The sequence below is a fragment of the Phormidium sp. FACHB-592 genome (assembly GCF_014695795.1).
Classification (GTDB): Bacteria; Cyanobacteriota; Cyanobacteriia; order Leptolyngbyales; family Leptolyngbyaceae; genus Stenomitos.
Window position 1 is genome coordinate 61,766 of the sequence record NZ_JACJOZ010000044.1, and the last position, 26,209, is coordinate 87,974.

Annotated in this window: 20 protein-coding genes and 1 tRNA gene; 9 read left to right on the top strand and 12 right to left on the bottom strand. The window is 50.9% G+C overall.

The annotated features are described in order from the left end of the window. Window positions 1–32: 32 nt before the first annotated feature. The 5 genes from H6F86_RS11445 to H6F86_RS11460 form a co-directional block, all read right to left on the bottom strand. Window positions 33–1,802, bottom strand: coding sequence for a glycosyltransferase family 39 protein (locus H6F86_RS11445; RefSeq protein WP_190448728.1), 1,770 nt, complete (start codon window positions 1,800–1,802; stop codon window positions 33–35). A 17-nt stretch (window positions 1,803–1,819) separates the two neighbouring features. Further along, window positions 1,820–2,482: a DUF1295 domain-containing protein gene (locus H6F86_RS11450; RefSeq protein WP_190448729.1), complete on the bottom strand. Its 663-nt coding sequence runs from the start codon at window positions 2,480–2,482 to the stop codon at window positions 1,820–1,822. Window positions 2,483–2,634: 152 nt separating this feature from the next. After that, window positions 2,635–5,625 carry an L-glutamate gamma-semialdehyde dehydrogenase gene (pruA, locus tag H6F86_RS11455; RefSeq protein ID WP_347240170.1) on the bottom strand — a complete coding sequence of 997 codons (2,991 nt, stop codon included), beginning with the start codon at window positions 5,623–5,625 and terminating at the stop codon, window positions 2,635–2,637. A gap of 28 nt (window positions 5,626–5,653) precedes the next feature. Continuing rightward, window positions 5,654–5,782 carry a hypothetical protein gene (locus tag H6F86_RS32795; protein WP_277881660.1) on the bottom strand — a complete coding sequence of 43 codons (129 nt, stop codon included), beginning with the start codon at window positions 5,780–5,782 and terminating at the stop codon, window positions 5,654–5,656. 67 nt (window positions 5,783–5,849) lie between these two features. Next, window positions 5,850–9,839 carry an EAL domain-containing protein gene (locus H6F86_RS11460; protein ID WP_190448730.1) on the bottom strand — a complete coding sequence of 1,330 codons (3,990 nt, stop codon included), beginning with the start codon at window positions 9,837–9,839 and terminating at the stop codon, window positions 5,850–5,852. A gap of 572 nt (window positions 9,840–10,411) precedes the next feature. Between H6F86_RS11460 and eno the strand changes: the two genes are divergently transcribed. Together eno and H6F86_RS11470 are read left to right on the top strand one after the other, a co-directional pair. After that, complete coding sequence (gene eno / locus H6F86_RS11465) at window positions 10,412–11,686, top strand: phosphopyruvate hydratase (protein WP_190448731.1); 1,275 nt, start codon at window positions 10,412–10,414, stop codon at window positions 11,684–11,686. A 105-nt stretch (window positions 11,687–11,791) separates the two neighbouring features. Beyond that, window positions 11,792–12,079, top strand: coding sequence for an MSMEG_0570 family nitrogen starvation response protein (locus H6F86_RS11470; protein ID WP_190448732.1), 288 nt, complete (start codon window positions 11,792–11,794; stop codon window positions 12,077–12,079). Between the two features lie 74 nt (window positions 12,080–12,153). Here the strand turns inward: H6F86_RS11470 and H6F86_RS11475 are convergent, their stop codons facing one another. From H6F86_RS11475 to nth, 3 genes are all read right to left on the bottom strand, one after another. After that, window positions 12,154–12,477: an MGMT family protein gene (locus H6F86_RS11475; RefSeq protein ID WP_190448733.1), complete on the bottom strand. Its 324-nt coding sequence runs from the start codon at window positions 12,475–12,477 to the stop codon at window positions 12,154–12,156. A 47-nt stretch (window positions 12,478–12,524) separates the two neighbouring features. Further along, window positions 12,525–13,229, bottom strand: coding sequence for an exonuclease (locus H6F86_RS11480; protein ID WP_190448734.1), 705 nt, complete (start codon window positions 13,227–13,229; stop codon window positions 12,525–12,527). A gap of 117 nt (window positions 13,230–13,346) precedes the next feature. Further along, window positions 13,347–14,012, bottom strand: coding sequence for an endonuclease III (gene nth, locus H6F86_RS11485; RefSeq protein WP_199305229.1), 666 nt, complete (start codon window positions 14,010–14,012; stop codon window positions 13,347–13,349). Window positions 14,013–14,112: 100 nt separating this feature from the next. Between nth and H6F86_RS11490 the strand changes: the two genes are divergently transcribed. Continuing rightward, window positions 14,113–14,985, top strand: coding sequence for an S-methyl-5'-thioadenosine phosphorylase (locus H6F86_RS11490; protein ID WP_190448735.1), 873 nt, complete (start codon window positions 14,113–14,115; stop codon window positions 14,983–14,985). Window positions 14,986–15,096: 111 nt separating this feature from the next. Here H6F86_RS11490 and H6F86_RS11495 read toward each other — a convergent pair whose 3' ends face one another. The 3 genes from H6F86_RS11495 to H6F86_RS11505 form a co-directional block, all read right to left on the bottom strand. Beyond that, on the bottom strand, window positions 15,097–16,014 hold the full coding sequence (locus H6F86_RS11495) for a hypothetical protein (RefSeq protein WP_190448736.1): 918 nt from the start codon (window positions 16,012–16,014) through the stop codon (window positions 15,097–15,099). A gap of 13 nt (window positions 16,015–16,027) precedes the next feature. Continuing rightward, complete coding sequence (locus tag H6F86_RS11500; protein ID WP_190448737.1) at window positions 16,028–16,906, bottom strand: alpha/beta hydrolase; 879 nt, start codon at window positions 16,904–16,906, stop codon at window positions 16,028–16,030. 115 nt (window positions 16,907–17,021) lie between these two features. After that, window positions 17,022–17,747, bottom strand: a complete 726-nt coding sequence (locus tag H6F86_RS11505; RefSeq protein WP_190448826.1) for a hypothetical protein — start codon at window positions 17,745–17,747, stop codon at window positions 17,022–17,024. Between the two features lie 233 nt (window positions 17,748–17,980). Here H6F86_RS11505 and H6F86_RS11510 point away from each other — a divergent pair, with 233 nt between their 5' ends. From H6F86_RS11510 to H6F86_RS11530, 5 genes are all read left to right on the top strand, one after another. Then, complete coding sequence (locus H6F86_RS11510; protein WP_190448738.1) at window positions 17,981–18,502, top strand: GNAT family N-acetyltransferase; 522 nt, start codon at window positions 17,981–17,983, stop codon at window positions 18,500–18,502. 75 nt (window positions 18,503–18,577) lie between these two features. Then, a tRNA-Pro gene (locus H6F86_RS11515) sits at window positions 18,578–18,651 on the top strand. A gap of 334 nt (window positions 18,652–18,985) precedes the next feature. Then, window positions 18,986–21,400, top strand: a complete 2,415-nt coding sequence (locus H6F86_RS11520) for a PAS domain S-box protein (RefSeq protein WP_190448739.1) — start codon at window positions 18,986–18,988, stop codon at window positions 21,398–21,400. Continuing rightward, on the top strand, window positions 21,357–21,800 hold the full coding sequence (locus tag H6F86_RS11525) for a response regulator (RefSeq protein ID WP_190448740.1): 444 nt from the start codon (window positions 21,357–21,359) through the stop codon (window positions 21,798–21,800). Before H6F86_RS11520 ends, H6F86_RS11525 begins: the two co-directional genes overlap by 44 nt. A gap of 186 nt (window positions 21,801–21,986) precedes the next feature. Next, a complete protein-coding gene (locus H6F86_RS11530; protein ID WP_190448741.1) occupies window positions 21,987–23,183 on the top strand; it encodes an ATP-binding protein in 1,197 nt (398 codons plus the stop codon). Window positions 23,184–23,406: 223 nt separating this feature from the next. On the opposite strand, the gene H6F86_RS11535 is transcribed toward H6F86_RS11530, so the two are convergent. Next, the gene (locus H6F86_RS11535; RefSeq protein WP_242033477.1) at window positions 23,407–23,967 is read right to left on the bottom strand and encodes a porin family protein; all 561 of its coding nucleotides are present in this window, start codon (window positions 23,965–23,967) and stop codon (window positions 23,407–23,409) included. 306 nt (window positions 23,968–24,273) lie between these two features. On the opposite strand from H6F86_RS11535, the gene H6F86_RS11540 reads away from it, so the two are divergent. Beyond that, a complete protein-coding gene (locus H6F86_RS11540; RefSeq protein ID WP_190448742.1) occupies window positions 24,274–26,154 on the top strand; it encodes a tetratricopeptide repeat protein in 1,881 nt (626 codons plus the stop codon). The last annotated feature ends 55 nt before the right edge of the window (window positions 26,155–26,209 follow it).

A 26,209-nucleotide genomic window follows, 5' to 3' on the forward strand; every position in this document is an offset into this window, starting at 1 on the left:
CAACAGCGGACAACTAGAGGCATCGTTGCCGACTACGGCACTTGCCAGAGGCGGGCAGCAGGTAAAATAAACTGGAGGGAGCCACGCGATCGCTCCAATCCTTGCCTGAGTTGATTTGAAGGACGAAAGGCAAACACCGTCGCGCCGTCGATTTGCGATTTAAATGGTTCAGTTGTTACCCAGTTAGCATCTTGATTCAGTAAGAGTAGCCGCACGTTTGGTTGGAGCTGATAGCTGAGTGAAATCAAGTCAGCAATATTGGTAAAGTCATCGCCACGATCGCTCACCACCAGAGGCGACGGTGCGACGTTGACACGACGGGCAACTGCCGCATTAAAGTAGCTCGGTACGTTGTGCCACCAGGTGTCAGAGGCTGCGCTCACGGTGCAAGATACAAGGCTGGCGGTAAAGAGAGCGAACAAGACAGATCGCCAAAACCAGCGGTTGAGGAACGACAGTATGTAGGGTGTAAAGCGAAAGCGAAACCGAGACGCACCTGTTGACCGCAGAGGTATACGGTTGAGGTAATGCGGTTTGGGTGAGAGCTTGGTGGCGATGAGATAGGCGAGCGCCAAGTGAATACCGGGATAACAGGCGATGAGATAGCGGCTAACTGCCGATCGTCGACTGCCCAGCACCAGATCGGGCAACGCCAGCAGCAAAAAAGGCACAACCGTCGCAGTTACCACAAACAGCCACACCGGGCGATCGCTCCGTCGCACCAGCGTGTAGAAAGCCATCCCAATCAACACCATGATCGGCACTCGCAGCACAAACGTCCAGGGATTGTTGAAGCCAAAGTCAAGATCGAGAAACAATGCGGTAAAGCTTAATGTCCAAAGTTTCAGCAAATAATCAAAGCCTGCTACGGCAGTTGCCCAGCTTGTCGTATCAAGCGCACGCTGAAAGCCCTGCAACATGACGATGATCCACGGCGCATAAAGCATAATGGCAGCCGTTAAGGCAAGACCAAAACCAGCGAGCCATTGTTGAAGGCGATCGCGCTGTCCATCTGCGATCGCTTCCAGCACTACATAAACGCCATGTCCAATAAGCGTCAATGCAAAGAAAGGCTGCGTATACAAGCCGATCGTGATGGCAAGCGCATACAGCCCCCAATGCTGCCATGCAGCTGGTGGACGTTGACGCACATCGCGAGAGCGGGTTTTAGGCACCTTCGACAGGCGGATCGCCCGCAGCAGGAAATAGTGGCTGGCAATCACCGCTAATGCCAGCAAACTGTACTGACGTGCGACTTGAGCAAAGAGGATATCAAAGGGTGAGAGTGCTAGAAAGGCAGTCGCCAGTAGCGCGATCGCCTGAGACGCAAACAATTCCTGAGCCAGGGCATACATGAACGGCAACGATAGCAGGCTAATCAGCACTGGCAGCAGTCGTGGTGCAGTGATCGGACTGCCAAAAATTGCTTCCAGCGGTTTACCGAACCACTGTACCCAGACTCGATTAAGCAAGAAATAAAGCGGCGGATGTTGAGGATCTTCCACTGCCAGTGATCGCACGGTATCAGCAGGCGTACTGCCTGGCTTGATCTGCTGGTACTGAAGCAAATCTTGCGGCGAAAACAGTTTGTTCTGAAAGATTTCTTGACCGATTTCCTGCCCGGTATAGCCAGCAGCTCGAAGTGACGTATACACCTCATCGTGCCAGTAAACCTTATGGTTCAGGTTGACAAAGCGAAACACAACGCCTACAACGATGAGAAAAATTACCAGCCATCGCAACCAGAGAGGAGACAGTGGGTTGGATTGACTCACAAGTGGTTGGCTGACAAAAGGTTTCATGCAGGCGGCTCAAGCGATCAAGACTCCTCAGTCGGTACAATACCGTCTGGAGTAGCGCTTGTCACCCCCACTAGTTGCGGCAAGAGCAAGCCCGATCGCGCTTTGTAGCTGGCAAAGTCGGGGTAACGCGAGAGCGATTGATCTTTTTTCAGCATATTGGGCACAAACACGAAGCTGATAAATAAAGCCAAAATTACAAACGGCAGCCAGTGTTGCGCTAGCAGTGCGAAGGATAGGTAAATCAACACTTCGCCTAGATAATTAGTGTTACGACAGCGAGCAAACAAACCTTCAGTGATTAATCCCGCTCGGTACTTGAGCGTGTAATATTTCTGAGCATCGCTAACAAAGTGTAGAAATATGCCCAAAATATTGAGCGCGATCGCCCCTGCGACTAATGGTAATGGCGGCACAGTGCCGCGGCTAATGAGCAGAAACGGCGGCACCCAGTAAAGCCCCAATAGAGCAAATGTAAACACACCTGTCCCAAGCGGGATAACCTGCTCCCATTGCTTGTCTGGATAGAGCCGATCTTTCAGTAACCATAGAAAGCCGTAGCTTCCATGCAGCGCTAGATACACCCAGGGACCCAAGGTAAAGTTCTGGTATGCCACCATGAAGCCAACTATGATCGCGGCTGTCAAACCTTTGTGCAAATTAATTGCGTCTTTAATTTTCATGAGACAGTTTTTCGCAGGTAATAGCAAGGGTAGAGGTCGTTACCATGAGCGTGCTCTATTGCTGGCAAGTGAGTCACTGTAAAGGAAGAAGCAGTCAGGAGCCAGAAAAAAGCTGATAGCGATCCCAAATGCAGTTATGTTCTAGCACGCCCTTACTCTGCGCCCTTGATCGGTGCAAAGCCCTGACGTTGAATGTTTTCAGTAACCACGCGGGGTTCCAGGAATTGCAGCAGGTAATCGGGTCCGCCAGCTTTGGAGCCAACGCCAGAGAGTTTGAAGCCACCAAAGGGTTGACGCGCCACGATCGCCCCAGTGATACCACGATTGATATACAAATTGCCCACTTCAAAGTCGGCACGTGCCTGCTCAATGTGCGATGGGGTGCGTGAGTAAAGCCCACCTGTGAGGGCAAACTGTGTACCATTAGCCAGTTCTAGCGCCTCATCAAACGTCTTTGCGCGCATGACTGCCAGAACGGGACCAAAGATTTCTTCACGAGCGATCGTCGCCGTTGGTGGCACATCGTGAAAAATAACGGGTCCTACAAAATAGCCACCGTCGGGCGCGGGCATTTCTAACGCCAGTTCGCATTCCTGCCGCCCTTTGTCGATGTACTCTAAGATGCGATCGCGGGCAGCAGCATCAATAACGGGACCCACGCGAGTACTGGGATGGTCTGCTTTACCAAGATTGAGCGATCGAGTTGCCTCCACTAAGCGCTGCAAAAATAGGTCGTAGATCGGCTCCAGCACAATCACTCGCGAACAGGCAGAACATTTCTGACCACTATAGCCAAAGGCAGACTGCACCACACCCTGCACCGCCTGATCCAGATCCGCACTTTCATCAACAATAATGGCGTTTTTGCCGCCCATCTCTGCCACAACGCGCTTCAGGTGCTTTTGCCCTGGTTGCAGAATCGCTGCATCGGCATAAATGCGACAGCCCACTTCTTGAGAGCCAGTGAAGGTAATCATGTTGGTGTGCGGGTGTTTGACCAGGTGCGCGCCTACGGTGGAACCCTTACCGGGCACATACTGGAACACACCACTCGGAATGCCTGCTTCGATCAGAATCTCGGTCAGTTTAGCAATGATCACGCTGGACGTTTCGGCAGGCTTGAGCAGAACGCAGTTACCCGCAACCAGTGCTGCAACCGTCATCCCAGTGGGGATCGCCAGCGGAAAGTTCCAGGGCGAAATGACGACAACAATGCCTAACGGCTGATAGTGGTAGCGGTTAGTTTCACCCGGAAAATCGTAGGCAACGCCAGCATCGAGCCGTTCCATTTCATCCGCATAGTAGCGGCAAAAGTCGATCGCCTCCGACACTTCACCATTCGCTTCATTCAACGGTTTTCCTGTCTCAAAAACCATCCAGGCAGCGAGTTCATCACGTCGCTGAGTCATCAGATCAGCAGCCGTATGCAAAATAGCGGCTCGTTTAGTTGGCGGAGTGCGCTTCCAGTCAAGAAAGGCGGTTTTAGCAGCCTCCATCGCGCGATCGGCTTGCTCAACGCTAATTTGCCCAACCTGACCCACCGTTTCGCTGAAGTTTGAAGGGTTCAAGGAATTGATCTGCGCATCTGTTGCTACATACTCACCATCAATCAACGGCTGATAAGTTTTGCCAAGCTGTTGCCGCACAGTTTGAATCGCTTGCAAGGCACGATCGCGCTGCTTAGAATCAGCATAATCAGCATCCGAAGCGTTAATAAATTTTGGATGGCTGACTGCTGACTGCTGACCGCTGACCGCTGAATCAGAGTTTAGGCTTGTGGGTGCAGCAAGGAGTTCTTCGACCGGACGTTCTTCCAGGTTTTGGCGCAAGAAAGAGCTATTAGCAGTGTTCTCAAGCAGGCGGCGAATAAGATACGACATACCGGGGATGAGTTCGCCATAGGGACAGTAAACCCGCACGCGGTAGCCTTTGGCAACGATCGCTTTTGCCAGCTTGTCCGCCATGCCATAGAGCACCTGGAGTTCAAAGCGACGGGGCGGAATCTGGAGGGTTTCGGCGATCGCCATTGCGTATGCCTGAGAGCGGACGTTGTGGCTGCCGATCGCGCCGTAGAGATACTCGTGGTTCTCTAGCAGCAAGCGAGTCATCGTTTCAAAGTTGGCATCCGTAGAGGCTTTATCATTGAAGACGGGCTGCTGCCAATCTTTTTGAGCCGCTTTGATGGTTTCTTGATCCCAGTAGGCACCCTTCACCAGACGAACCGTCAAAGGCGTGCCGCGCTGTTTTGCCCAGGCGATTAGCTCGGTTAAGTCGCGTTCACTGTCGCGCAGATACGCTTGCAGGGTTACACCGACATCGGTACGAGTGCGAAACTCATCTTCGAGCAACAGCTTTTTGAGAATCGCCAGCGTTGAATCTTTGTAAGCGTATTGCTCCATATCGAAATGGACGGCAGCACCCAGTTCCTTTGCACGACGCAGCAGCAACCGGATAGATTGACTCACCCGATCGCGGCTGCCTTCAACGTCCAGTGGATCAAACTGCGAATAAAAGGCAGTGAGCTTCACAGAGACTTGCGCTTTAGACAATGCCTCGCCGTCTGCTTGATCGATCTGTGGCACGTTTGACCAGGATTTTGCAGCCGTGGTCAACTGCGCCATCAGTTCCAGGTAGCGATCGAAATAGGACTGTGCCTCGACTTCCGTAATCACCGCTTCACCCAACAGATCGACCGTGAAAGTCATCTTGTCTTTCCGCAGGCGCTCGATCGTCTTCAGCACTTGCTGAATGGTTTCGCCTGCAATGTACTTATGCGCCAACGTTTCAACAGCAGTAGAAATAGTGGTTGCAGCTAGCTGTCCGGGTACGGAATCAGGATTGGCAAAGTTCAGCATCCCCTTTAAAGCGCTGGGTAGCTCAACAGTCGCATCACCCAAATATTCCTGAAGATGGCGGGCGATTTCGGGTTTGCTACGAAGCGATGGCAGGCAGTCAATGAAGCGAAATAACTGCACCCGCAGACCCGGATTGCCCATCGTCCACGCAAGCAGCTTGTCATCCCACCGCATCTGGTCACGCACTTGAGCGAAGAAGGAGCGGTTTTCGCGGGTCGCGCTGAGTAATTGGCGAGCGATCGCCTGGGTCTGGGCTTCGTAACGATCGGTAGAGACGTGTGCAACCACAGCCGTTAGCTCCTGTCAAAGTAGGCGATCAATCCGTGCGACCCGATGCTGCAAACAGTCTAGCGGCGGGAGGATTCAGCCTGTAGAACCCATCCATTGTAACGTCGATCGCCGCTGCTCTAGGGGGAGGAGGGAGAGTGATGGGGTGGGAGGGCATGCCTTTACTCCTTCACCTTTTCACTTCTTCACTTCCTCCCCTCTCTTACGCGTTTGCTTGATGGCTTTCACAGTGCAGTAAACAGAGCTTTAGGCTGGTGTGCTTGTAAGAACTGGGTGGCTGCTGCTGCTGGCATGGGACGACTGAAGCAATAGCCTTGCATTTCTTCGCAGTGGCGTGATCGCAGATAGTCTAGTTGCGCTTGTGTCTCTACACCTTCGGCGACGACGTTTAGATTAAGACCGCGACCGAGCGCAATGACAGCGGTGACGATCGCGGCATCGTTTGGGTCGATCGTCAGTTCGCGAATGAAGGATTGGTCAATCTTAATGGTGTTTAAGGGAAAGCGCTTCAGGTAGCCGAGCGATGAATAGCCGGTGCCAAAGTCATCTACCGCAAGATTTACACCCATTGCCTGCAAGTCTTTGAGCATGGACGTAGTAAAGTCTACATCATGCATCACCACCGTTTCGGTAATCTCTAATTCTAAGTGGCAGGGGTTAAGACCAGTTTCTGCCAACGTCTGGGCAACGGTTTCAACCAGATGGGGCTGTTGAAATTGTCTGGCTGAAAGGTTAACTGCCATACGCAAGGGGAGCAGTCCAGCCACTTGCCACGCTTTGCTTTGGGCACAGGCAGTGCGTAGTACCCACTCACCAATGGGTACAATCAGTCCGTTTTCCTCTGCTAGCGCAATGAACACGCGCGGCGGTATCAGCCCTAGTTCGGGATGTTGCCACCGCAAGAGGGCTTCCATACCGGTGATCTGCCCTGTGTTGACATTAATTTGTGGCTGGTAGTGCAGCACAAATTGTTGCCGTTCCAGAGCATGATGCAGGCTGCTTTCAAGCGCTAGCAATGCCGAAGCTTGGGAGTTAATAGCGGGAGTATAAATCTGGTAGCCGTTGCGTCCCTGTTCTTTGACGCGGTACAAAGCGGCATCCGCATTTTTAAGCAACGTTTGAGCATCTTCGCCATCATGCGGGTAAAGGGCAATACCAATGCTGCAACTGATGTAAAGTTCATGCCCTTCTATATGGAAGGCAGGTTTCAGCGCTTTACTGAGGCGTTGTGCCGCTTTAGCAGCATCTTCAGTATTGTTAATTTGAGGCAGCAGCAAGGTAAATTCGTCGCCACCCCAGCGGGCGATCGTGTCACCTTCTCGCAGGCAGCCAGCTAAGCGAGTAGCAACGGCTTGCAAGAGTTGGTCGCCGATCGCATGTCCCAGAGTGTCGTTAATGGTTTTGAAGCGATCGAGGTCGAGAAACATGACGGCGAGCATAGTTCCGTTACGATGCGCGTTTGCTAGTGCCAGGGGTAGGCGATCGTTAAAGAGCATCCGGTTGGGCAAGCCCGTTAGCAAATCGTGAAAGGCTTGATAACGAATGGTGGCTTCTGCCTGCCGGCGTTTGAGCGCACCGCCAATACTTGCAGCCATCGCCACTAAAATTGATTCTTCATTGCCTGACCAACGACGTTTTGTAGTGCAATCGTCAAAGCCGATATAGCCCCAAAACTGATCGTCGATCAGAATGGGCACCATGAGAATGGAGAGAATGTTATCTAGTTGAAACAATGCCTGCTGGTCTGCCGGAAATTGATCGATCGCGCCGCAGAGTGCTCGACCAACGGATAACACATCGTACCAACCGTCAGTACCAGCAGCACTGTAGGGTTGATTTTGCCAGTGGGTCTGCTGAATCGATGGCTGAATGGAGGGTCGCACCCATTCATACCGCATACTCATAGCAATCTCACCCGTTTCAGGATGGGGATGATTTTCGTAGATATAGACCCGATCGACTCTAGCGGCGGAGCCTAATGTTTTCAGGACCTTAGCGATCGCCGCTTCGTAATTCGTATCGGTTAACAAATAAGTCATGGCAGTAGCAACGCCTTGCAGCAGACTATCGCGTTGCAGCAGTTCGGCTTCTGCCAGTTTGCGTTGGGTAATGTCTTCGACGGTGCCTTCGTAACCCAGCAGTTGCCCCTTTTGATCCCGCATCGCGCGGGCATTCTCAGCAATCCAGATGATGCTGCCGTCTTTGCGGTAAACTTGCGACTCAAAATCTAAAACGGCATCCTGCGCCTGTAGCAAACGACTGAACTCATCCCGCCGCTGCGGATCAACATAAAGCTGGTGCCGGATGTCGATTAACTTAGTTGTTAATTCGTGAGGGGAGTCGTAGCCGTAAATTTTTGCCAGCATTGAATTGGCAGTGAGGTAATGCCCTCCAGGCGTGGTTTGAAAGATACCTTCAACCGCATTTTCGACAATGCTGCGATATTTCTCCTCCGCCTGCTTCAATGCGGCTTCTGCCTGTTTACGTTCGCTTACATCGCGACAGACGCAGAGCAAGCCATGATCTTCTAACAGCGTGATGGAAAGTTCTTCGGCAAAGGTGCTGCCATCTGATCGTCTGGCGATCGCCTCTCCCTGCCAACGTCCCTCTTGCTGCAAGGCTGGGAAGACTTCACGCTCATAACGCAGTGCTTCGTCAGGGTCATACAGAATGCGCCAGTTTTTGCCAATCAGGGCAGCCTGTTCGTAGCCAAAGAACTGGGCGTGCGCTGGATTCAGGTAGACAAATTCGCCGCTGGCATTGAGTACCGCAATGCCTTCAGTGCAGGCTTCGATCGCGGCAAGCTGGAGACGGATCACTTCTTCGGTCTGGCGACGATCGGTGATATCTTCAACAGTACCTAGCACACCAATGACAGTGCCATCAGCATCATGAATAGGGATTTTGTTAGCGCGTGTCCAGTTTAAACGTTCATTTGGAATCGTGTTTTCTTCGATCAAAGCCAGAATCGGCTGATCAGTCGTAATTACTTGAGAGTCTTGCTGTTGAAAGCGGATGGCAAGGGCGCGATCGTAGGGCAATTCATGATCGGTTTTGCCCAGCACGCTGGTAACGGAAGCCAGTTTGAGATCTTCAGCAAACTGTTTGTTACAGCCTAGATACACTGAGTTCGTATCTTTCCAAAAAATTGCGAGGGGCAGGTTGTCGAGCAACAATCGCAGAAAGGCTTCTTTTTCGCGCAACGCTTTTTCAGCTTGCTTCAGTGCCGTGATGTCGGTAATAAAACCTTCAATGCCCAGCACTGCGCCGTTTGAGTCGTAGAGTCCATGCCCTTTCTCCCACAGCCATTTCTCTTGTCCGGCTTTGGTGGCAATGCGGTACTCGATCTCATACGGTTTCTGGCAGTCGATCGCCGCTGCAATGCTGCTGATAATAAGCGGCACATCATCAGGGTGGCAAATGTCGTTGTAAGAGCGTTGGCGTTGGCTGCCAGCAAGTTCTTCACTACGATAGCCAGTAATCGCCAAACAACCCTCGCTGAGGTAAAGCATTGACCACTCTGGGTCATTACCACCGATAAAAACAATGCCTGGTAAGGAATTAACTAAAGTAGATAGCTGCTGCTGGTGCTGCTCCAACGTTGTTTCTGTTTCAACCTGCTTGTATTGAATAATGGTGCCCAACTGTGCCGCCACGCTAGAGACAATCTGCACATACTCTTCCTCTTCAAAGCGTGGTGCTGCAAGAAAGAAGACAACTGCCGCCAGAACCTTGCCCTTTGCCAAAATGGGTACCGCAAGTGCTGCCTTCAGCGGAGTGGTCTTGACAAGCCGCACTCGCAAAAAATCACGATCGGATGAGCAGGTCACATCGGGAATCCATTCTGGCTGTTTACTTTGCCATACCCGTCCTGGCAATCCTTCACCAGGAGCAAACACCGCCCTTTCGCTGGCGGCTCTAAAGGTTTGCAGTCCGCCTTTACAGCTATACCAGGCGCGACTGCATTCAAGCTGGGTTTGAGCGCTGTTGGGCACCCAGGCTTCGGCAAAGACCCAGTTCATGCTCTGGCAAACGTGTTGCAGCGCTACGTCTAGGGCAAGCTCAAAAGTCTGTATGCCCACGATCGCATCGGCAATACCCTGCAAAAGGTGTGCTTCTAGCTGCAATCGCGCATCTTCAGCCGTACCTAGCTTTAAATCACTAACATTAGAAGCGGTACAACCTGGTTCAATCTTTGACAAAGGCGTTGACATCAGCAGTGTAAGAGCTTGAATGCAGTAATGATCACGAGCATCGCTGTAGTGTTAGAAGGGGCAACACTATAATTTCCTATCAAAACAATATAACCAGTGGAATAGAAGAAGTAGTACGGGCAAAGCCTGAGAAGGGTCAAACTTTACTTCCCGTGCTATTAGCTTTGCTAAATCTCTTAGCAAGCTGGCTGCGAGAGGCACTAACCGCCTGATTGAAGAAAACTCGCGTAGCTTACGTAACTGGTGACACACCTACTGAGTGTAAAGATTGTACGCCCACGTACACAAGTGAACCGTCGATCGCAATCTTTATTTAGTTTTATAGCGCTTTGTTAAGCTTACCCTGAAGTGAATCTGGACTTTAGCAGCCAACGACACAAAACGTGGCTTACCCTATCTATCGTTTATCAACAGCACAATCGATGCCCTACTGCCAAATGCATTCCGGTATTGTCTGTTGCCTGTAGTACTCCTATGAGGAGACATCGTACTGTACGATGTCTAGGCAAAAGATGGCACAGGCAGTATGCGCCGTTTCTAACCTAAAGTTCCCTCCAAGGAGTAGTGACCCCATGTACATTGAGGAAATTATTGCAAGCGAAGTACTAGACTCACGCGGCAATCCTACCGTCGAAGCGCGAGTTGTGCTGGAGGATGGCACAGAAGGATCGGCGATCGTCCCTTCTGGTGCCTCTACAGGTGAGAAAGAAGCAGTCGAACTACGGGATGGCGATAGCAAGCGCTACGGCGGCAAAGGCGTGCTCAAAGCCGTTGAGAATGCAAATCACAAACTGGCTCCCGAACTCATTGGCATGATGGTTACTGATCAGCGCACGATCGACCTTGCCATGATTGAACTAGACGGCACACCTAACAAAGCCACGATGGGCGCAAATGCCATTCTTGCCATTTCGCTAGCCGTTGCAAGAGCAGCTGCGAACTATCAGCAATTACCCCTCTATCGCTACCTAGGCGGAACGAATGCTTCCCTGCTGCCTGTGCCCTGTCTAAACGTTATCAACGGTGGTGGTCACGCTGATAACACAGTGGATTTTCAGGAATTCATGATTGCGCCTCACAATGCACCCTCTTTCACCGAAGCGATTCGGATGGGCATGGAAACGTTCCATGCGCTCAAGTCCATTCTCAACAAAAAAGGCTTGAGCACTGGCGTGGGCGATGAAGGCGGCTTTGCACCTAACCTCAAATCGAACGTTGAAGCGGTAGAAGTGATTTTAGAAGCGATTGAAAAAGCAGGCTATAAGCCCGGTGAAGACATTTCCATCTGTCTTGACCCTGCCACTAGCGAAATGTGGGAAGACGGCAAGTATGTCTTTTTCAAATCAGACAAATCCACCAAAACTTCGGAAGAAATGGTAGACCTCTGGGCATCCTGGGCACGCCAGTACCCGATCGTCTCTCTGGAGGACGGAATGGGCGAAAACGACTGGCAAGGCTGGAAACTGCTCACCGAGACGATCGGTGATACGGTTGAACTCGTTGGCGATGACCTTTTCTGCACCAATGCCAAAATTCTTGCAGAAGGCATTGAAGCAGGTGTTGGTAACTCGGTGCTGATTAAGGTCAACCAGATTGGCACTCTGACTGAAACGCTAGACACGATTGAGCTAGCCAGCAAGAACAACTACAAATACTTCGTCTCCCATCGCTCTGGTGAATCGGAAGACACGACGATCGCCGACCTCGTTGTGGCTACCAGTGCCGGACAGATCAAAACGGGTTCTGGTTGCCGGGGTGAACGAGTCGCCAAATTCAACCAGCTTTTGAGAATTGAGCGGCAACTGGGCAAAGCAGCACGGTTTGCTGGTAAGTCTGCGTTTAAGTAGAAGTAAGTTAAGCAGTCAGCAGTCAGCAGTCAGTATGGGCTGATCGCTGATAGCTGATAGCTAGCCCAGCATTACCTTTACACATTAGATCTATCAACGATTCCCATGCCTGAAATCCGTTTTCAGATTGAACTGCCAGATGGTTCTCAAGAGACCTGCTACTCGCCATCGTTGGTCGTCAAAGAATATTTCGCGCCAGGCAATGAGTATGCGCTGACAGATTTTATTGAACGATCGCGCACGGCACTCAACATTGCTAGCGATCGCGTTCAGGCAAAGTACGGTAGCCCGTGCGGTTTAGCGCTGGGTCAGCTAGCGCAAATTGAGGCAATGGCAGGTAAATACAACCACGTTGCCGAACCAAAAGTGCGGCTGCTCAAGTTTATTGAGTGAGGGGTGGAGCGGTGAAGAAGTGGGAGCGTGAAGGGGTGAGCGGGTGAAGGAGTAACCGTAGCGCTGATACCGTGTCAATCGGCATCAACTAGCCCTTGCCAGCGATACATCCGCAGGTTGATCCGTCCTTCAGGGCTAAACTCGATGCCTTCTGCCTCCAGGAGCGATCGCTGCAAGTGATCACTGCCGTACCGCACTGGGGACTCCGAAACCTCCCCCTTTGCATTAATGACCCGATGCCAGGGGACATCCATTTCTGGCGCCACCCGAAACAACGCATAGCCCACTAACCGCGCGCGCCTCGGCAGATTCGCCAATTCTGCCACCTGCCCATAGGTCGCTACCTGCCCATAAGGGATTTGTTGAACGATCGCATAAATAGCGTTGTAGGCAGACATTGGAAGAAAGGCTAAAGGATAAGGTATGAAGGCTAAAAGCTTATCCTTTATCCTTCATACCTTATCCTTCCTCCCTGCCGTCGCCAGAAGAGAGCGACTCGTGCTTCCCATTGCTGCCAGTAATAGTTGATCGTCTCTGAGTCAAACCAAAAGATCTCAGCGGGCAGATCAGGAATGGCGATCGCTAGCAGGGCATGATGCAAGTTCACGTCATAATCTTGATATGTATGGTGAACGGCTCCCCAGTAGGCAACAACTTGCAAGGGGTAGTCGTTCAGGCGCTCTAAGGAATGCTTCGGTCGATCGGCTGTTTTCCATTCGCACAGGCAGGGAACGCCCTCGTAGCTAGCGACACAATCGACCTTGCCAGCATAGCCAAGCTCATGATGAAAAACTGTTCCCTCAACCAACCGCACAGTATCCACAGCAAATAAGACAGGTTTAATGCTTTCCCAGTATGGTTTGATTCCATCGGGACAGGTCACGACTTCGCCTTGCAGATAGCGCTGCACCTGTTTGTGTGTGCCTGTGCCACGTCGGCTGGCAGTGCCACTAATGCGTGCGGCTTCCTCTACGCCTACCCGTTCACGCCACTGGGCAAGCGCATCCCGCTGTTGCTGCGATCGCGTCGCGTTGAGAATAGTGCTGACGCTGGGCAAATGATCGCCGCGATCGTTGACGTAATACTGCCGACCACTCTGCCGCTCTTGTTTCGCGCTAAGGATAGGAAGCGCCTGAGAATCAGAAATCATAACGTTGCGGCAATGACGGTCTGCCTGGATTGTAGTCTTTTCGTACTGCTTTTACTGATACCCAACGCTAATCTTTCTCTAGCCCTAACCCCTAACCCCATTCTCCACTCCCACGCTCTACCGATGGTCTTGCACCCCAACTTGTTGACACATCTCAAGCAGCGGACAGGTTGAACAACGCGGTAACTCTCCAGTGCAAATGTGTTTGCCAAATGGCACTAACCGTTCATTAATTTCAATCCAAAAGCGCTCCGGCAATTTTGCTTCCAGTGCTTTTAACGTTTTTTCAGGTGTGCGCGTCTGCACGTAACCCCAGCGATTTGTCACCCGATGCACGTGAATATCGACGCTGATCGAAGGCTGCTTACAGGCAATGCCCAGCGTAAGATTGGCGCATTTGGGACCCACGCCTGCAAAGGAGACGAGCGTATCAAAGTCGCACGGAAGTTCGTCGCCATACGTGTCAATAATTTGACGGGCGATCGCCCAAATCTGGGGTGCCTTCGATTCATGGAAGGTCGAGTCGCGGATCAGGTCTTCAATCTCGTCAGTGGTAAGCCGCACCATTGCCGCTGGAGTGCGGGCGCGATCGAACAGCTTAATAGCCACCGGGAGCGACGTTTCATCTCGTGTCCGAATGGAAATGATGCACGCAATCAGTTGCTCAAAGGGCGACGTATAACCCAGTTCTGCTAATGCAAACATTGCCGCTTTAGGAAAGGGGCGCACCGCTTCCCGCAGCAATGGCATCACAGCATCGAGATCAAAAGTCTGCTGGTTCAAGCGGCTAAAAGTAAAGGACTACATTTTTTATCCTTCATCCTTTAGCCTTTAGCCTTCTCTCAACAGGTAGAATAACTACGACCTACCAAAGGAAACCCCCATGTCTCAGGCAGCGATCGGCATTATTGGCGGCAGCGGACTCTATAAAATGGACGCGCTCAAGGATGTAGAAGAAGTGGCGATCGACACTCCCTTTGGCAAACCCTCTGATGCGATTATTCTGGGAACGATCGACGGCACACGGGTTGCGTTTCTAGCACGGCACGGCAGAAATCACCATCTCACACCATCAGAGTTGCCGTTTCGCGCCAACATCTACGCGATGAAAAGCCTGGGCGTGCAGTATTTGATCTCCGCCTCGGCAGTCGGTTCGCTGAAGGAAGAAGCAAAGCCATTGGATATGGTGGTGCCGGATCAATTTATCGATCGCACCAAGAATCGCGTCTCCACCTTCTTTGGTGATGGCATTGTTGCCCACATTGGTTTTGGCGATCCCGTTTGTCACAACCTGGCAACCGTCCTAGCTGATGCAGTCGCCAGCCTCAACCTTACTGATAGCACCCTCCATCGTGGTGGCACCTACGTTTGCATGGAAGGTCCCGCTTTCTCCACCAAAGCTGAATCGCATCTGTATCGAAGCTGGGGTGCAACCATCATTGGCATGACCAACCTGCCAGAAGCAAAACTGGCGAGAGAGGCAGAAATTGCCTACGCCACGTTAGCGCTTGTAACCGACTACGACTGCTGGCACCCCGATCATGACAGCGTGACTGTTGATCTGGTGATTGCCAATCTTCAGCGCAATGCTGTCAACGCTCAGAAAGTCATTCAAGAAACCGTCCGCCGCCTGACCGAGCATCCGCCTACATCGGATGCTCATTCAGCGCTCAAGTATGCCATTCTCACTCCACTCGACAAAATTTCGGCAACAACAAAGGAAAAGCTAAATTTGCTGCTCCAGAAGTATCTTTAACGGTTCGTTAAGCGATCGTTGCTGTAAGAAGAACCTGACGGAGCAACACTTAGCCAAGGCATGGATGGTGGGAGGGCGAAGTACGGTCTTTCTTCAACCTGAGCTTCTGGATCAATCAGATTCGCCAAACTCCAAAATGGGGCTGGTTTGCTCTAGGGCAGGGTAATCACCAAGCAGGTTGGCGATCGCCACTCGCGCCACTCTGCTACTGCGCCAATAGCGGCTATGGTCAGCCAGCAGTCCCAGCGCCATCGTGACATCCCCAATTTGCTTCTTGAAAAAGCTGCGATCGCCCAAGTAATGATCCTGAAAGTACAAGTTTGAGTTGTCTAGCTCTAAGCTGGCACGGATGGGATAGGCAAACACATCCGACGCATGAATCACATTCACCCAACGCAGTGGTTCAGCCGTATAACGACTGGCAAACGCTTTCAGTCGATCGCCGTTGATGCGTAAAAACTGGCTAAAAATAATGATTGGCGAACCGAGCGTGGTGACACTTCTTAGCTTCACCTTACGACCGTTACTGTGCCCACTCAGCCCCTTGATAGCATGACGAATGTAAAACGCCGGATCAGAGTCATCAAAATTTTCAGAAAAGAGAATGTCCCACAAAATCACGCTTCCTAGCGAATGCGCCACGATATGCAGGTCTTCCTCAAAAGGGTTTTCGGTCAAAAAGCTAAGAAACTGCACCGCAATGAGCCGCCGGACTTCGCGCCCTTGCTGAGTGTTCAGATAATTGAAAATATCGTTAAAGAACCCACTAATCAACTGTTCTCGACGCTGGCGATAGTGAAAGACATCATCCAGATCAATCTGAGGATGATCCCACCGGAACGCTTCTAAGTCCTGCTGAATCAAACCCCACAGTTGATCGGTGCGACCAAGTGCATCGCCCCAAAAGCAAGAGTAAAACTCTGGTAGCGCTAACCCCTGATCAGGAAACGCGCTGATGATATGCGATCGTAGTGGATCAGCATAGCTGCTTTCCCTTACTGACGCTCCATGCATGAACCAAACCAGCATTCTTTTTCCTCAACTACCTTGCAACGCCTGATGCATCATACTGGGCAAGAATGGCTTGGAGTTGAGCCACCACAGCCGTTGGTTGCTCCAGCATCGCCATGTGCCCACAGTTAGCAATTTCAGCAACGTTCGCTCCACACCCTTTAAACAGAGGATGAAAGCTAGCGAGATGGCGCACGTACTGCGGTTCCATAATGGGGTCTTGTGCCCCAGCAATGAAGTAAACAGGCTGCTTGAGTCTAGCCACCACTTGCGGTAAGCGATGGACTTCAGCTTCGGTAGTAGAATCCAGCAACAGCCCTAGGGCAGCTTCTGGCTGTGCCGCCACAAAGTCAAGCAACCGTTGTCGTCCCCACCGACGCGCGATCGTCTGTACCACACTTACTCGTGTAAACAGTAGATCCAGCCACGGCACCTGACCAAGCCAGCGCGGACGCAGTTTGACCAACTGTTGTCCTGCCGCCCGAAAGCGATCAAACTCTGCCTTCAAATAAACACCACCACCTGAGTTCAGGCAAATCACACCTTTTACCTGCTGTGGCAACTGTTCAGCAGCACAAAGGGCAATACTACCGCCAACCGAATGACCGACCAACCAAACATTTTCAAGCTGTAATTGCTCTAGCAACAGTGCCAGATCGTTAGCATAGTCAGTCAAACCGTAACCAGCAACGGCTTGAGCCAACGGTGCCTCTGGACGGGGTTGCGACCCACCAAAACCCCGCAAATCGTAAGACAAACACTGATAGTCAGGCGACAGCTGCTCAATAAGCGGTTGCCAATAAGAACGACTGAGCAGCCAGCCATGAATAAAGACCAGAGTAGCCTTTGAGGCAGTCGGAGCCGTCAGATCGTAAGCGTGAGGCGCTCCTAAAATTGCGATCGTCTGCATAGCTTCATCGTAACTCGATCAGGAAAAGGCGCAGAGAAGGGATAAAGACCAAAAGCTAAAGGAGCAAATTTTAGCCCTTAGCCTTCAGCCTTTAGCCTTTCCTCAATAGCCTTACCTAAAACCGTCTGCCCAACAACCTCTGCTTGACCCCTTCCGCTATCTTTTGCCCCAGATATTCCGGAATGAGGCTCTCGTTAGGACCTAGCAAATAGAGAATCAGGCGAGTGCGACCACGCCAAACCAGCAAATTGGCATTTACTACTAGCAAATCTTCCTGCCAGATGGCATACATAACCTTATAGAACAGCCCCGGCTGGTTGTCAGCTTCAATCAGCAAAGCTGGTAGGTGGAACACTGGATCGACGTAAAACTCAGTTTCGACCTGCTCCAACCCCGCATCGAGATTAAACTCTACTGCCAGCATTTCCTCGACTTCAAAGCGCCCTGCTAGCGCTTCTCGAATAGCGCGACAGACATTTTCGGCAGTTTTCTCGGTCAGTGCCTTCCCGCTGCGCGACACAATCAGCTTAATGAAAACCAGCATCGGCGGGTAAATCTGACCGTACAGACTCAAGCTATGAATCGTTAGCCCGTAGGCAGCCAGCACGCCAAAAATATCGCTGAGGAGAAAGGATTGATTGCGGTAGGCAAAATGGAGGGCACTCTTGCTGCCTTCTTGCTTCAGTTCAATAACGGCTTGCTTAGTTTTGTAAAGGTGGTATGCCAGCCGCAAGTTTTGCAGTTGAATCTCGCTGCTGACAAACTGCTCATAAAACTGGGGAAACGCTCGATTGAAGCGCTTTAACAGTTCTAGCGTCGATGACTTTAAGCCCAGCGCCATAATCGAAACACTCGTTTGTGGGGTGAGAACCTGCTGCGTGATGGAGCGATCGCCTGCCATTAAGAACTTAACTTTAGGTCAATGCTCAAGACATTTCCAAGCTTTACCGTTATTTTTTCAAAGGGATGCTGATGTGTTGCTGAATCTGGCAGCGTAAAACGGACGAGAAAAGGGTTCAGAGCGTATACTATTCATTACTGTGATTTAACTTTTACTACCTTAACCACGTTTGCATGGGTTTTTGGAAAAGCCTGTTTAGCAGTTCTGATGCGTCCTCTGCACCTCAGGCGATGCAAATGGAGGACTACATCGGTAAGGTTGCTGGCGATCGCCCCAGTTCTCGTATTTTCTTCAGCACAGACCGGGAAATTGACCTGTATGAGCTAGAAGAACTGTGTGATGCTGTTGGTTGGTCACGCCGCCCCTTACGAAAAGTCAAGAAAGCGATTCAGCATAGCTTTCTTGTTGTTTCAATGTGGGAGCAGCAAGGTTCCCATCGACGACTGATCGGCTTTTCACGAGCCACGTCTGACCACGCCTTTAACGCGACAATCTGGGATGTGGTAGTGCATCCAGACTTTCAGAGTAAAGGGTTTGGCAAGGCGCTGATGAAGCAGGTCATCAAAAAGCTGCGGAGTGAAGACATAAGCAACATTACTCTATTTGCCGACCCGCAAGTAGTAGATTTTTACCGAAATTTAGGCTTTATGTCAGATCCGGAAGGCATTAAAGGGATGTTCTGGTATCCAGACTGAGCGGTCAGCATGAGATTTACGACTGAAGGCTAAAAACTGGACAGACAAGCTATACTGATTAAGCTTGGAGAGTAACGGGATGTAGCGCAGCTTGGTAGCGCGCCTGCTTTGGGAGCAGGATGCCGCAGGTTCGAATCCTGTCATCCCGATCGTACATCAGAACTTAATTAGAAATTGAGCTGGTTCTAGCACGATTATCGCTATAGCAATTAGAACGTTGGCGTGTCTATCAAGGCTACGCGAATCGTTTTACGCTATCAGACTAATTGGAGCGATCGCCATAAGTTCGATCAAGTTGAGCTGACTGCTCGGATGAATTTCTGTCACTAAGTTGCACACATTAACTGTATAGGCAACGAAGCTGCTGCTAGTAACTACTGCTTGGCATCCAGAGCAGAAGCCCCCATATCAGTAATAACCCTGAAGGATCTTCAACGTCTGCTTTGGTAAGCTGACACCTCAAGCTGAACGGGAACCGCTGCCATGAAACGACAGGCTGAAAAACTGGTTGCAGGCGGTTTTGTTCTGGCACTGCTTGTACTGGGTGGGGTGGCTACAGGTTCCTACTTGAGCGTCCAAAGACTAATTGCGAGTCGGCAATGGGTTGAGCATACCTATGAAGTGCTGCAAGGGCTAGACAAAATCTTTGACGGTAACATCACAGTTGCAAGTGGGCGTTACGGCTATGTAGTCAGCCGCCAAAAGACATATTTGGCTGATTATAAAGCTGGGCTAGAGAGAACCGGACAGGGCATTCGAGAGGTTCGACGGTTAACGAGCGATAACCCACAGCAACAACAACAACTTACAGAACTGGAACAGGTGATTGCAAAACGTGTTGACCTGTCTCAACAGTCGATCGCCCTAGTACAAAAGGGACCGTCGAACGAAGCAAGGCAAGCTGCGTTTGCTAAGCAAAACTTACTGCTGGGTCAAGAAGTGCAACTCTTGGTCAACAGAATGAAGAACGAGGAACGTCGACTGTTGCAGTTACGTAAAGCGGCGACAGATGACAGCGTGCAGCAGGCAATTAGAGTCAATGGGTCTGGCTACCTTTTAAGTTTCAGTCTGCTGATGGGGGTCTTTTTGCTGCTCCATTTGCAAATTCGCATTCGACAGCGCGCTGAAGCCGCCTTGCAAACATATGCAGAAGAGATTTACGACCTTTATAATCAGTCTCCCTGCGGCTACCACTCTTTAGATGCGACAGGTACGTTTAGCCGCATCAATGATACTGAGCTAAGTTGGCTAGGCTATACCCGTGATGAAGTCTTACACAAGCTGAAGTTTAGTGATTTGGCAACACCCGACAGTGCGCTGGCGTTTCAGGAACACTTTTCCAAGTTCAAGCAGCAAGGTTGGATCAGTGATATTGAGTTTGAACTGGTTCGCAAAGATGGCACCATTCTGCCCGTTAGCTTGAGCGCCACTGCGATTAAAGGCTCAGAGGGTGATTTTTTGATGAGCCGATCAACGTTGTTTGATATCACCGATCGCAAACGTGCCCAGACAGCCCTGCAGCAAGCAAATGAGCAATTAGAAGCAAGAGTACAGGAGCGCACAGCCGCACTCTCTCAGGTAAACGCACTACTCCATAGCGAACTGCTTGAGCGCAAGCAAGTAGAGCAGGCACTCTTAGAGAGCGAAAAGCAACTTCGCACTATCACCAATGCGCTGCCCGTCCTGATTGCTTACATTGATGTCGACCAGCGCTTTCGCTTCCACAATCAGACGTACGAACAGTGGTTTGACTGTAGCTCGACAGACATTCAGGGACAGCACCTGAGCCAGGTATTAGGCGAGCAGGCGTATCAAAGCATTAAGCCCTATGTTAAGCATGCGCTGTCAGGTGAAACTGCTACCTACGAGAGTCTCATCACCTATAAAAATGATGAGAAGCGCTGGGTGAGTGCGACCTACTTACCTGACATTAACCAGCAGGGAGCAGTACAGGGCTACTTTGCGTTGATCGCTGACATTAATGAGCGCAAGCTAGCAGAACAAGCAATTCTGAACATGAATGAAGCGCTTGAAATAAAAGTGGAGGAACGCACAACAGCATTAAAGCAGCTAAACGACGAGCTAGTAAACTCTAACCGAGAGTTAGAACAGTTTGCCTACATTGCATCGCATGATCTACAAGAGCCGCTGCGAGCCGTCATTGGGTATACCCAACTGCTGATGCAAGATTACCAGACCCACTTTGATGCTTCAGCACAGCAATACGCCGAGTACATTGTAGACGGCGGGAAGCGAATGCAGCAGTTGATCCAAGACCTGCTCCACTACTCTCGCGTTGGTACTCGTGACCTTGTGTTTGCACCCATTGACAGCAACATCGTGCTTGACCAGGTGCTCAGTAACCTACAAGTCGCGATCGCTGAACGTCAAGCGCTTGTCACCTCCGACCCACTACCAACCATTACAGTCGACAAACTTCAGTTAACCCAACTCCTACAGAATCTGATTGGTAACGCAATTAAATTCTGTCGCGATGATGCCCCTAGGGTTCATATCAGCGCTAGGAGAACGAAGGGAGCGGAAGCGCAGAAGGAGAAAGGGGAGCAAAGGGAGCATGAGGGAGGGGACAGCGAGAAACCCCAACTTGAAACATCATCCCACCCTTCCGAAAACACCTGGTTATTCTCTATTCACGACAATGGTATCGGCATCAAGCCGCGTTACCTTGAACGGATTTTTGAAATTTTCAAGCGGCTTCATACCCGCACAGAATTCCCTGGTACTGGCATCGGGTTAGCCGTTTGCAAGAAGATTGTCGATCGCCACGGTGGGCACATCTGGGCAGAATCACAACCAGGAACCGGAACAACTTTTTACTTCACCATTCCCTACCATGACCCTACAGCCGTTGGACACGATCGAGATTTTGCTGATTGAAGACTCTCCTAGTGATGCCCATCTCACGATCAAAAGCTTCGAGCAAGCCAAGATTGCTAACAGCCTGCACTGGGTTGAAGATGGCGAAACTGCAATGGAATACCTGCGCCAGGAGGGTGAATATGCCAATGAGGTTCGCCCCGATCTCATTGTGCTGGATTTAAACTTACCGGGTATGGATGGTCGCGAAGTGCTGGCAGAGATCAAAGCCGATCCTGACCTCAAGCGGATTCCAGTTGTGGTGCTTACTACCTCTAACAGTGAGGAAGATATCCTCCGTTCGTATAATCTCAACGCTAACTGTTATGTCACTAAACCCTTTGATGTCCGGCAATTTATGCAGGTAGTGCAGCTAATCGGCAACTTCTGGCTGGCAGCCGTCAAACTACCGCCAACCTAAGCGCTGGCCACTTTACAGAGTTTGATCAGAGTGCAGAAAGATGATAGTAAATCTACGGATGCAACACCTGTTCTCTGCGGGCAAGGTAGTAGGACGAGTAAAGAGATAGCACCAAAGCCCTGCGGCAGGTTGCAACAGTATAAAAATTTTGAACGTAGCCAGCACGCTTTGCGGTGAGGCAGCCTTATGGACGAAGTATCGAAGCGTGTCCTTTTAGTAGAAGATAGCCCGACCGACGCTGATTTAATGCGCCACTTTTTTCTGCGTCTAGAGGGATTGCAATGGGAACTAATACACGTCGAGCGCCTCAGCAGTGCCATTACTGCCTGTTCTACACATACAGTTGATATTGTGCTGCTCGATCTGCGTCTGCCCGATTCTGATGAGGCAGATACTTTAGTTGATTTTCGCGCCAGTGTACCTGATGTTCCAGTCGTTGTGTTGACGATGATGGATGATGAGACACTGGCACTGCAAGCTATGGCAGGCGGAGCGCAGGATTATTTGGTCAAAGGACAAATTACACCGTCACTTTTAGCGCGATCGCTCCGGTATGGCATTGAGCGTGGGCATATTCTGAAACGCCTGCAAAACAGCGAGCAAAGTATGCTCAAAGCCTTAGAACAAGAGCAAGAACTCAATCTGCTTAAGTCAAGCTTTATCTCTATGGCATCGCATGAGTTTCGTACCCCCATGACGATGATTCGCACAGCTGTAGAACTGTTACAAAACTTCGGTGAGGATTTAACGGAAGCAAAGCGCCAGCAGTACTTTGACCGCATTAAAACAGCTATTCATCAAGTTACGCAATTGCTAGATGAAGTCTTACTATTGGGCAGCACCGAAGCTGGCTTGCGTTATCGACCAGAACCCGTTGACCTGGTAAAGCTTTGTACTGGGATTACTGAAGACTTACAGTTTAGTCACAGCGACAGTCATACCATCATGTTTACCCCTCAAGGTAACTGCTCTAATGTAGTGATGGATGCTGCTTTGTTGCGGCATATTCTCACAAACTTACTTTCCAACGCCTTCAAGTATTCGCCGGAGGGAGGCAACATTCAGTTCAAGCTCTACTGCGAAAATGGCACTGCAACTTTTCAGATCCAAGACCAGGGCATTGGCATCCCCGTTAAAGACCAAACACATTTGTTTGAAACGTTCTATCGCTGTGGTAACGTGGGCAGCATCCAGGGCACAGGGTTAGGGCTGGCGATCGTCAAAAAGTGCGTGGAGTTGCACCAGGGACGGATTCAGGTTTGCAGCGACAAAGGGATGGGCACGACCTTTACAGTAGCGTTGCCATTGGAGCCACGATCGCTTAACCCTGCTGAACCCAAAACATCTGAGCAATCACCCAAATCAATAGTCAGCCGCGCTTAGTTGCGCTCCAATGTTGCTGCATCTAAATTGACCCTTGATTCAAAAAGCTAGAAGATAAGAACGTTCACATCCTTTATCACTATTTATTACTAAGGATGAAAGATCTAGCTTTTCAGGTTTTTAAGCTTTAAGCACCTATGCAAGGAGATAGAGCAAGCCGTTTCAAAAACAACGGAATTGCGCGTCTCACCTGCATTTAGGCTATTCAAGACTGCTAGTAGCGTTAGAACCGTAACCCGACGCCTGCTTGAACCGATGTAGCATTATTGCCACCCTGCCGGTAGGCATCAAAAGCAATGACTGCATTACCAAAGACAACTAGCTGACTGTTAGGCAATACGTAGTCGATACCGGGTTGAATCGCAAAACTGGTCTTGTTGCCTAAGGGTGTAGTGCGATCGTCATCTAGAGGCACAGCCGCGCCAACACCAATATAGGCATCAGTACGCCAGTTAATTGGGAAGTCGTAGGAGACCGTTGGAACGAGCGTAGTGCGCCGACCAACCAGCGCCTGGGCTCTAATGGAAACTGGCAGCTTAAGAAACTTATAACGAGCCGCAATCACGCCGGACGTGCGACTCGGTTCACCACCTGCGTCGCCATCACTTAACCCCACTGCCACGCCTGCACCCACATAACTGCCATAAGCAGCCTGCGCCATGACGGCTGAAGAGCTAGCCAACGTGATACCAACAGCGAATGCAGCACTACCCAGCAGCGTCAAACTGCCTTGCCAGAGGGTTGCTGTTTGCTTGTTGGAGCTGACGCGCTTGAGATGGTTCATGTGGTTACTCCTTAACGCCCACCAGCAAGGGCTTTATGCAATGCTTCAATTTAAGCCCAGTTCTTTACTATTGAAGCACTTATTTGCCCGATTCAGGGGATCAAAGCGGCAGCAATGTTTCATAGATGAGGGCAGGATGGCGGGATACCCATCGCCGCCGCATTAAACGGCAGTAAAGCGATAGTAAAAAGCAAGCCTTGCAGCAGTAATCATGCGTTTAGTTGTCGAGAAGTAAACAGACTTGATTAAACTAAGTGTGCTGGGCGCTGTTAGCGATCGGCGATGTCCTCCTGTCAGATTAGCGCTATGTCAGAGACGCTTCCTTCGCCTGATCGCTACCTGCAACTGCTTGATCAGATTGTGCAAATGACTCTAAAGGGCAACATTCGGTCAAAAGAACAGGTCTACCAAATGCTGGTAGAAGGGGTCAGTGTTGGCACTGGTGAACTCTTTGAGCGCTGTTTACAACAGTACGTTGATCGCGTGCAGGCACAGCTTGATGCCGAAACCAATGAGTTGAAGCAGGCAAAAGCGGCTCGCAGCCGCAGAGCACTCCAAACGATTCAGGGTGAGTGGGAGCGCTGGCAGCAACACAACCAGGCAACCGAAGCGATCGCCAGTGTCATGCAGAAAATCACTACGGCGGAGGCAGCGCAGCGACTGCCAGAATTTTTGCGGGCGATCGACCCTAACCAGCCTCAATGCCTCAACGCGACGCAGCTTAAACAGCTTGCTAAAGTGCTTCAGCAACAGGGTGACGCTACCAGCGATAGTACCGTACAGCAAGAACTCCACCAGTTGGCAATGGGAATCAGTCGGGGGTTAGCATCGTGGGAGCGGGTTCAAAGTCAGCTCGTTAGCTGGATTTATGACCAAGAGCAGACGCTCGGTTTTGCTAGCACGTCAGGCAAGAGCGATCCATGGACGGTATGGTCAAAGCAACTGACGCAACCCCAGTTGATCCAGCTCTTTCAGACGATCGCGCGCAACGAGTCAGTCAGCGAGTTCGTTGCCCAGATGCCCACTTTGGAGAGTAGCACCTGGGTGGAACTGGTCATTCTTTTGCAATACATCCAACAAGGGCTGGTTGCCTGGTTCGATCGCCTTGTCTACGATGCCAAAGTCGGCGCGAAGCTATCGATCTCGACCTTTCTGGCATTTTCTATCCTCTGGTCGCAACTGGCACGAGGCTTTAATCAGGCAACGGCACTTAACTCGTTCCATCAAAGCCAATTTGCGGAGGGGGCGTTCCAAATGACACTGCAAATTCTGCGATCGTTTGCCCAGCGTCCTTACTTTCCGTTGTACGGCGGTGTGTTTGCATCCTTTCCGGGCAGCCAGCTACGAAGCGTGGTGAATTATCTCGATGAGCCACTAAAACGGGCAGAGGGTACTCAAGAAAAAGCACGCATTCTCACTCTGATCGGCTCCTCGGAACGGGCGCAAGGGCAGATCGACCGGGCGAAGGAATTTCACGACATTGCCAGAGAAATTGCAGCAGAGGCAGGCGATCGTCCCTGCGAAATCGCGAACCTTAACCACCTTAGTCGCACCTGCGTAGCTCAAAAAAACTATAGGGAAGCAATTAACTACAGTCAACGGGCACTCATTCTCAGTCGTCAGGTCGGTGATCGACTGGGCGAAGCCAACGCCCTAGTTAATCTCGGTTATGGCGAAGTTTTTCAGGCACAACAGCTAGAGCAAGCCGAAGCAGAGGTTTACGAAGCCGCCATCAGCTATTTGCAGCAAGGCTTAAAGCTGGCAGAACAGATGGGCGATCGCCAAAGTCAAGCCTTTGCCTTTAACAGCCTGGGGATTGCTCATGTGGTGCTAGAACAACCACAAGCGGCGATCGAGTATCTTGCCGAAGGGCTTAAAGCGGCTCAGGTTGCTGGAGATTTATACCTGCAAGGGCTAAACCTGGCATATTTGGCAGAAGCGTACTATCGGCTGCAAGACACTAGCAGAGCGGTATATACGGGCTGCTTGGGTATGTATTTCCTCGAAAGTATTGCCTCTCGTGATTGGCGACAACCCGCCGGGCTATTGACCATCCTTCAAGGGCAAATGGGCGATGCCTTTGCGCCAACGCTTGCCCAACTCCGCCCTGAACTTATTGCTGCGATCGGCGTGGATGGCTACGATCACTTGCCCACGCTAATCGAGCAGTATCGGCAACCTGGGTAAAGGTTACAAGGTTTGCAAGACCCATTTGCCCCTAAGTGATAGATGTTACAGGTTG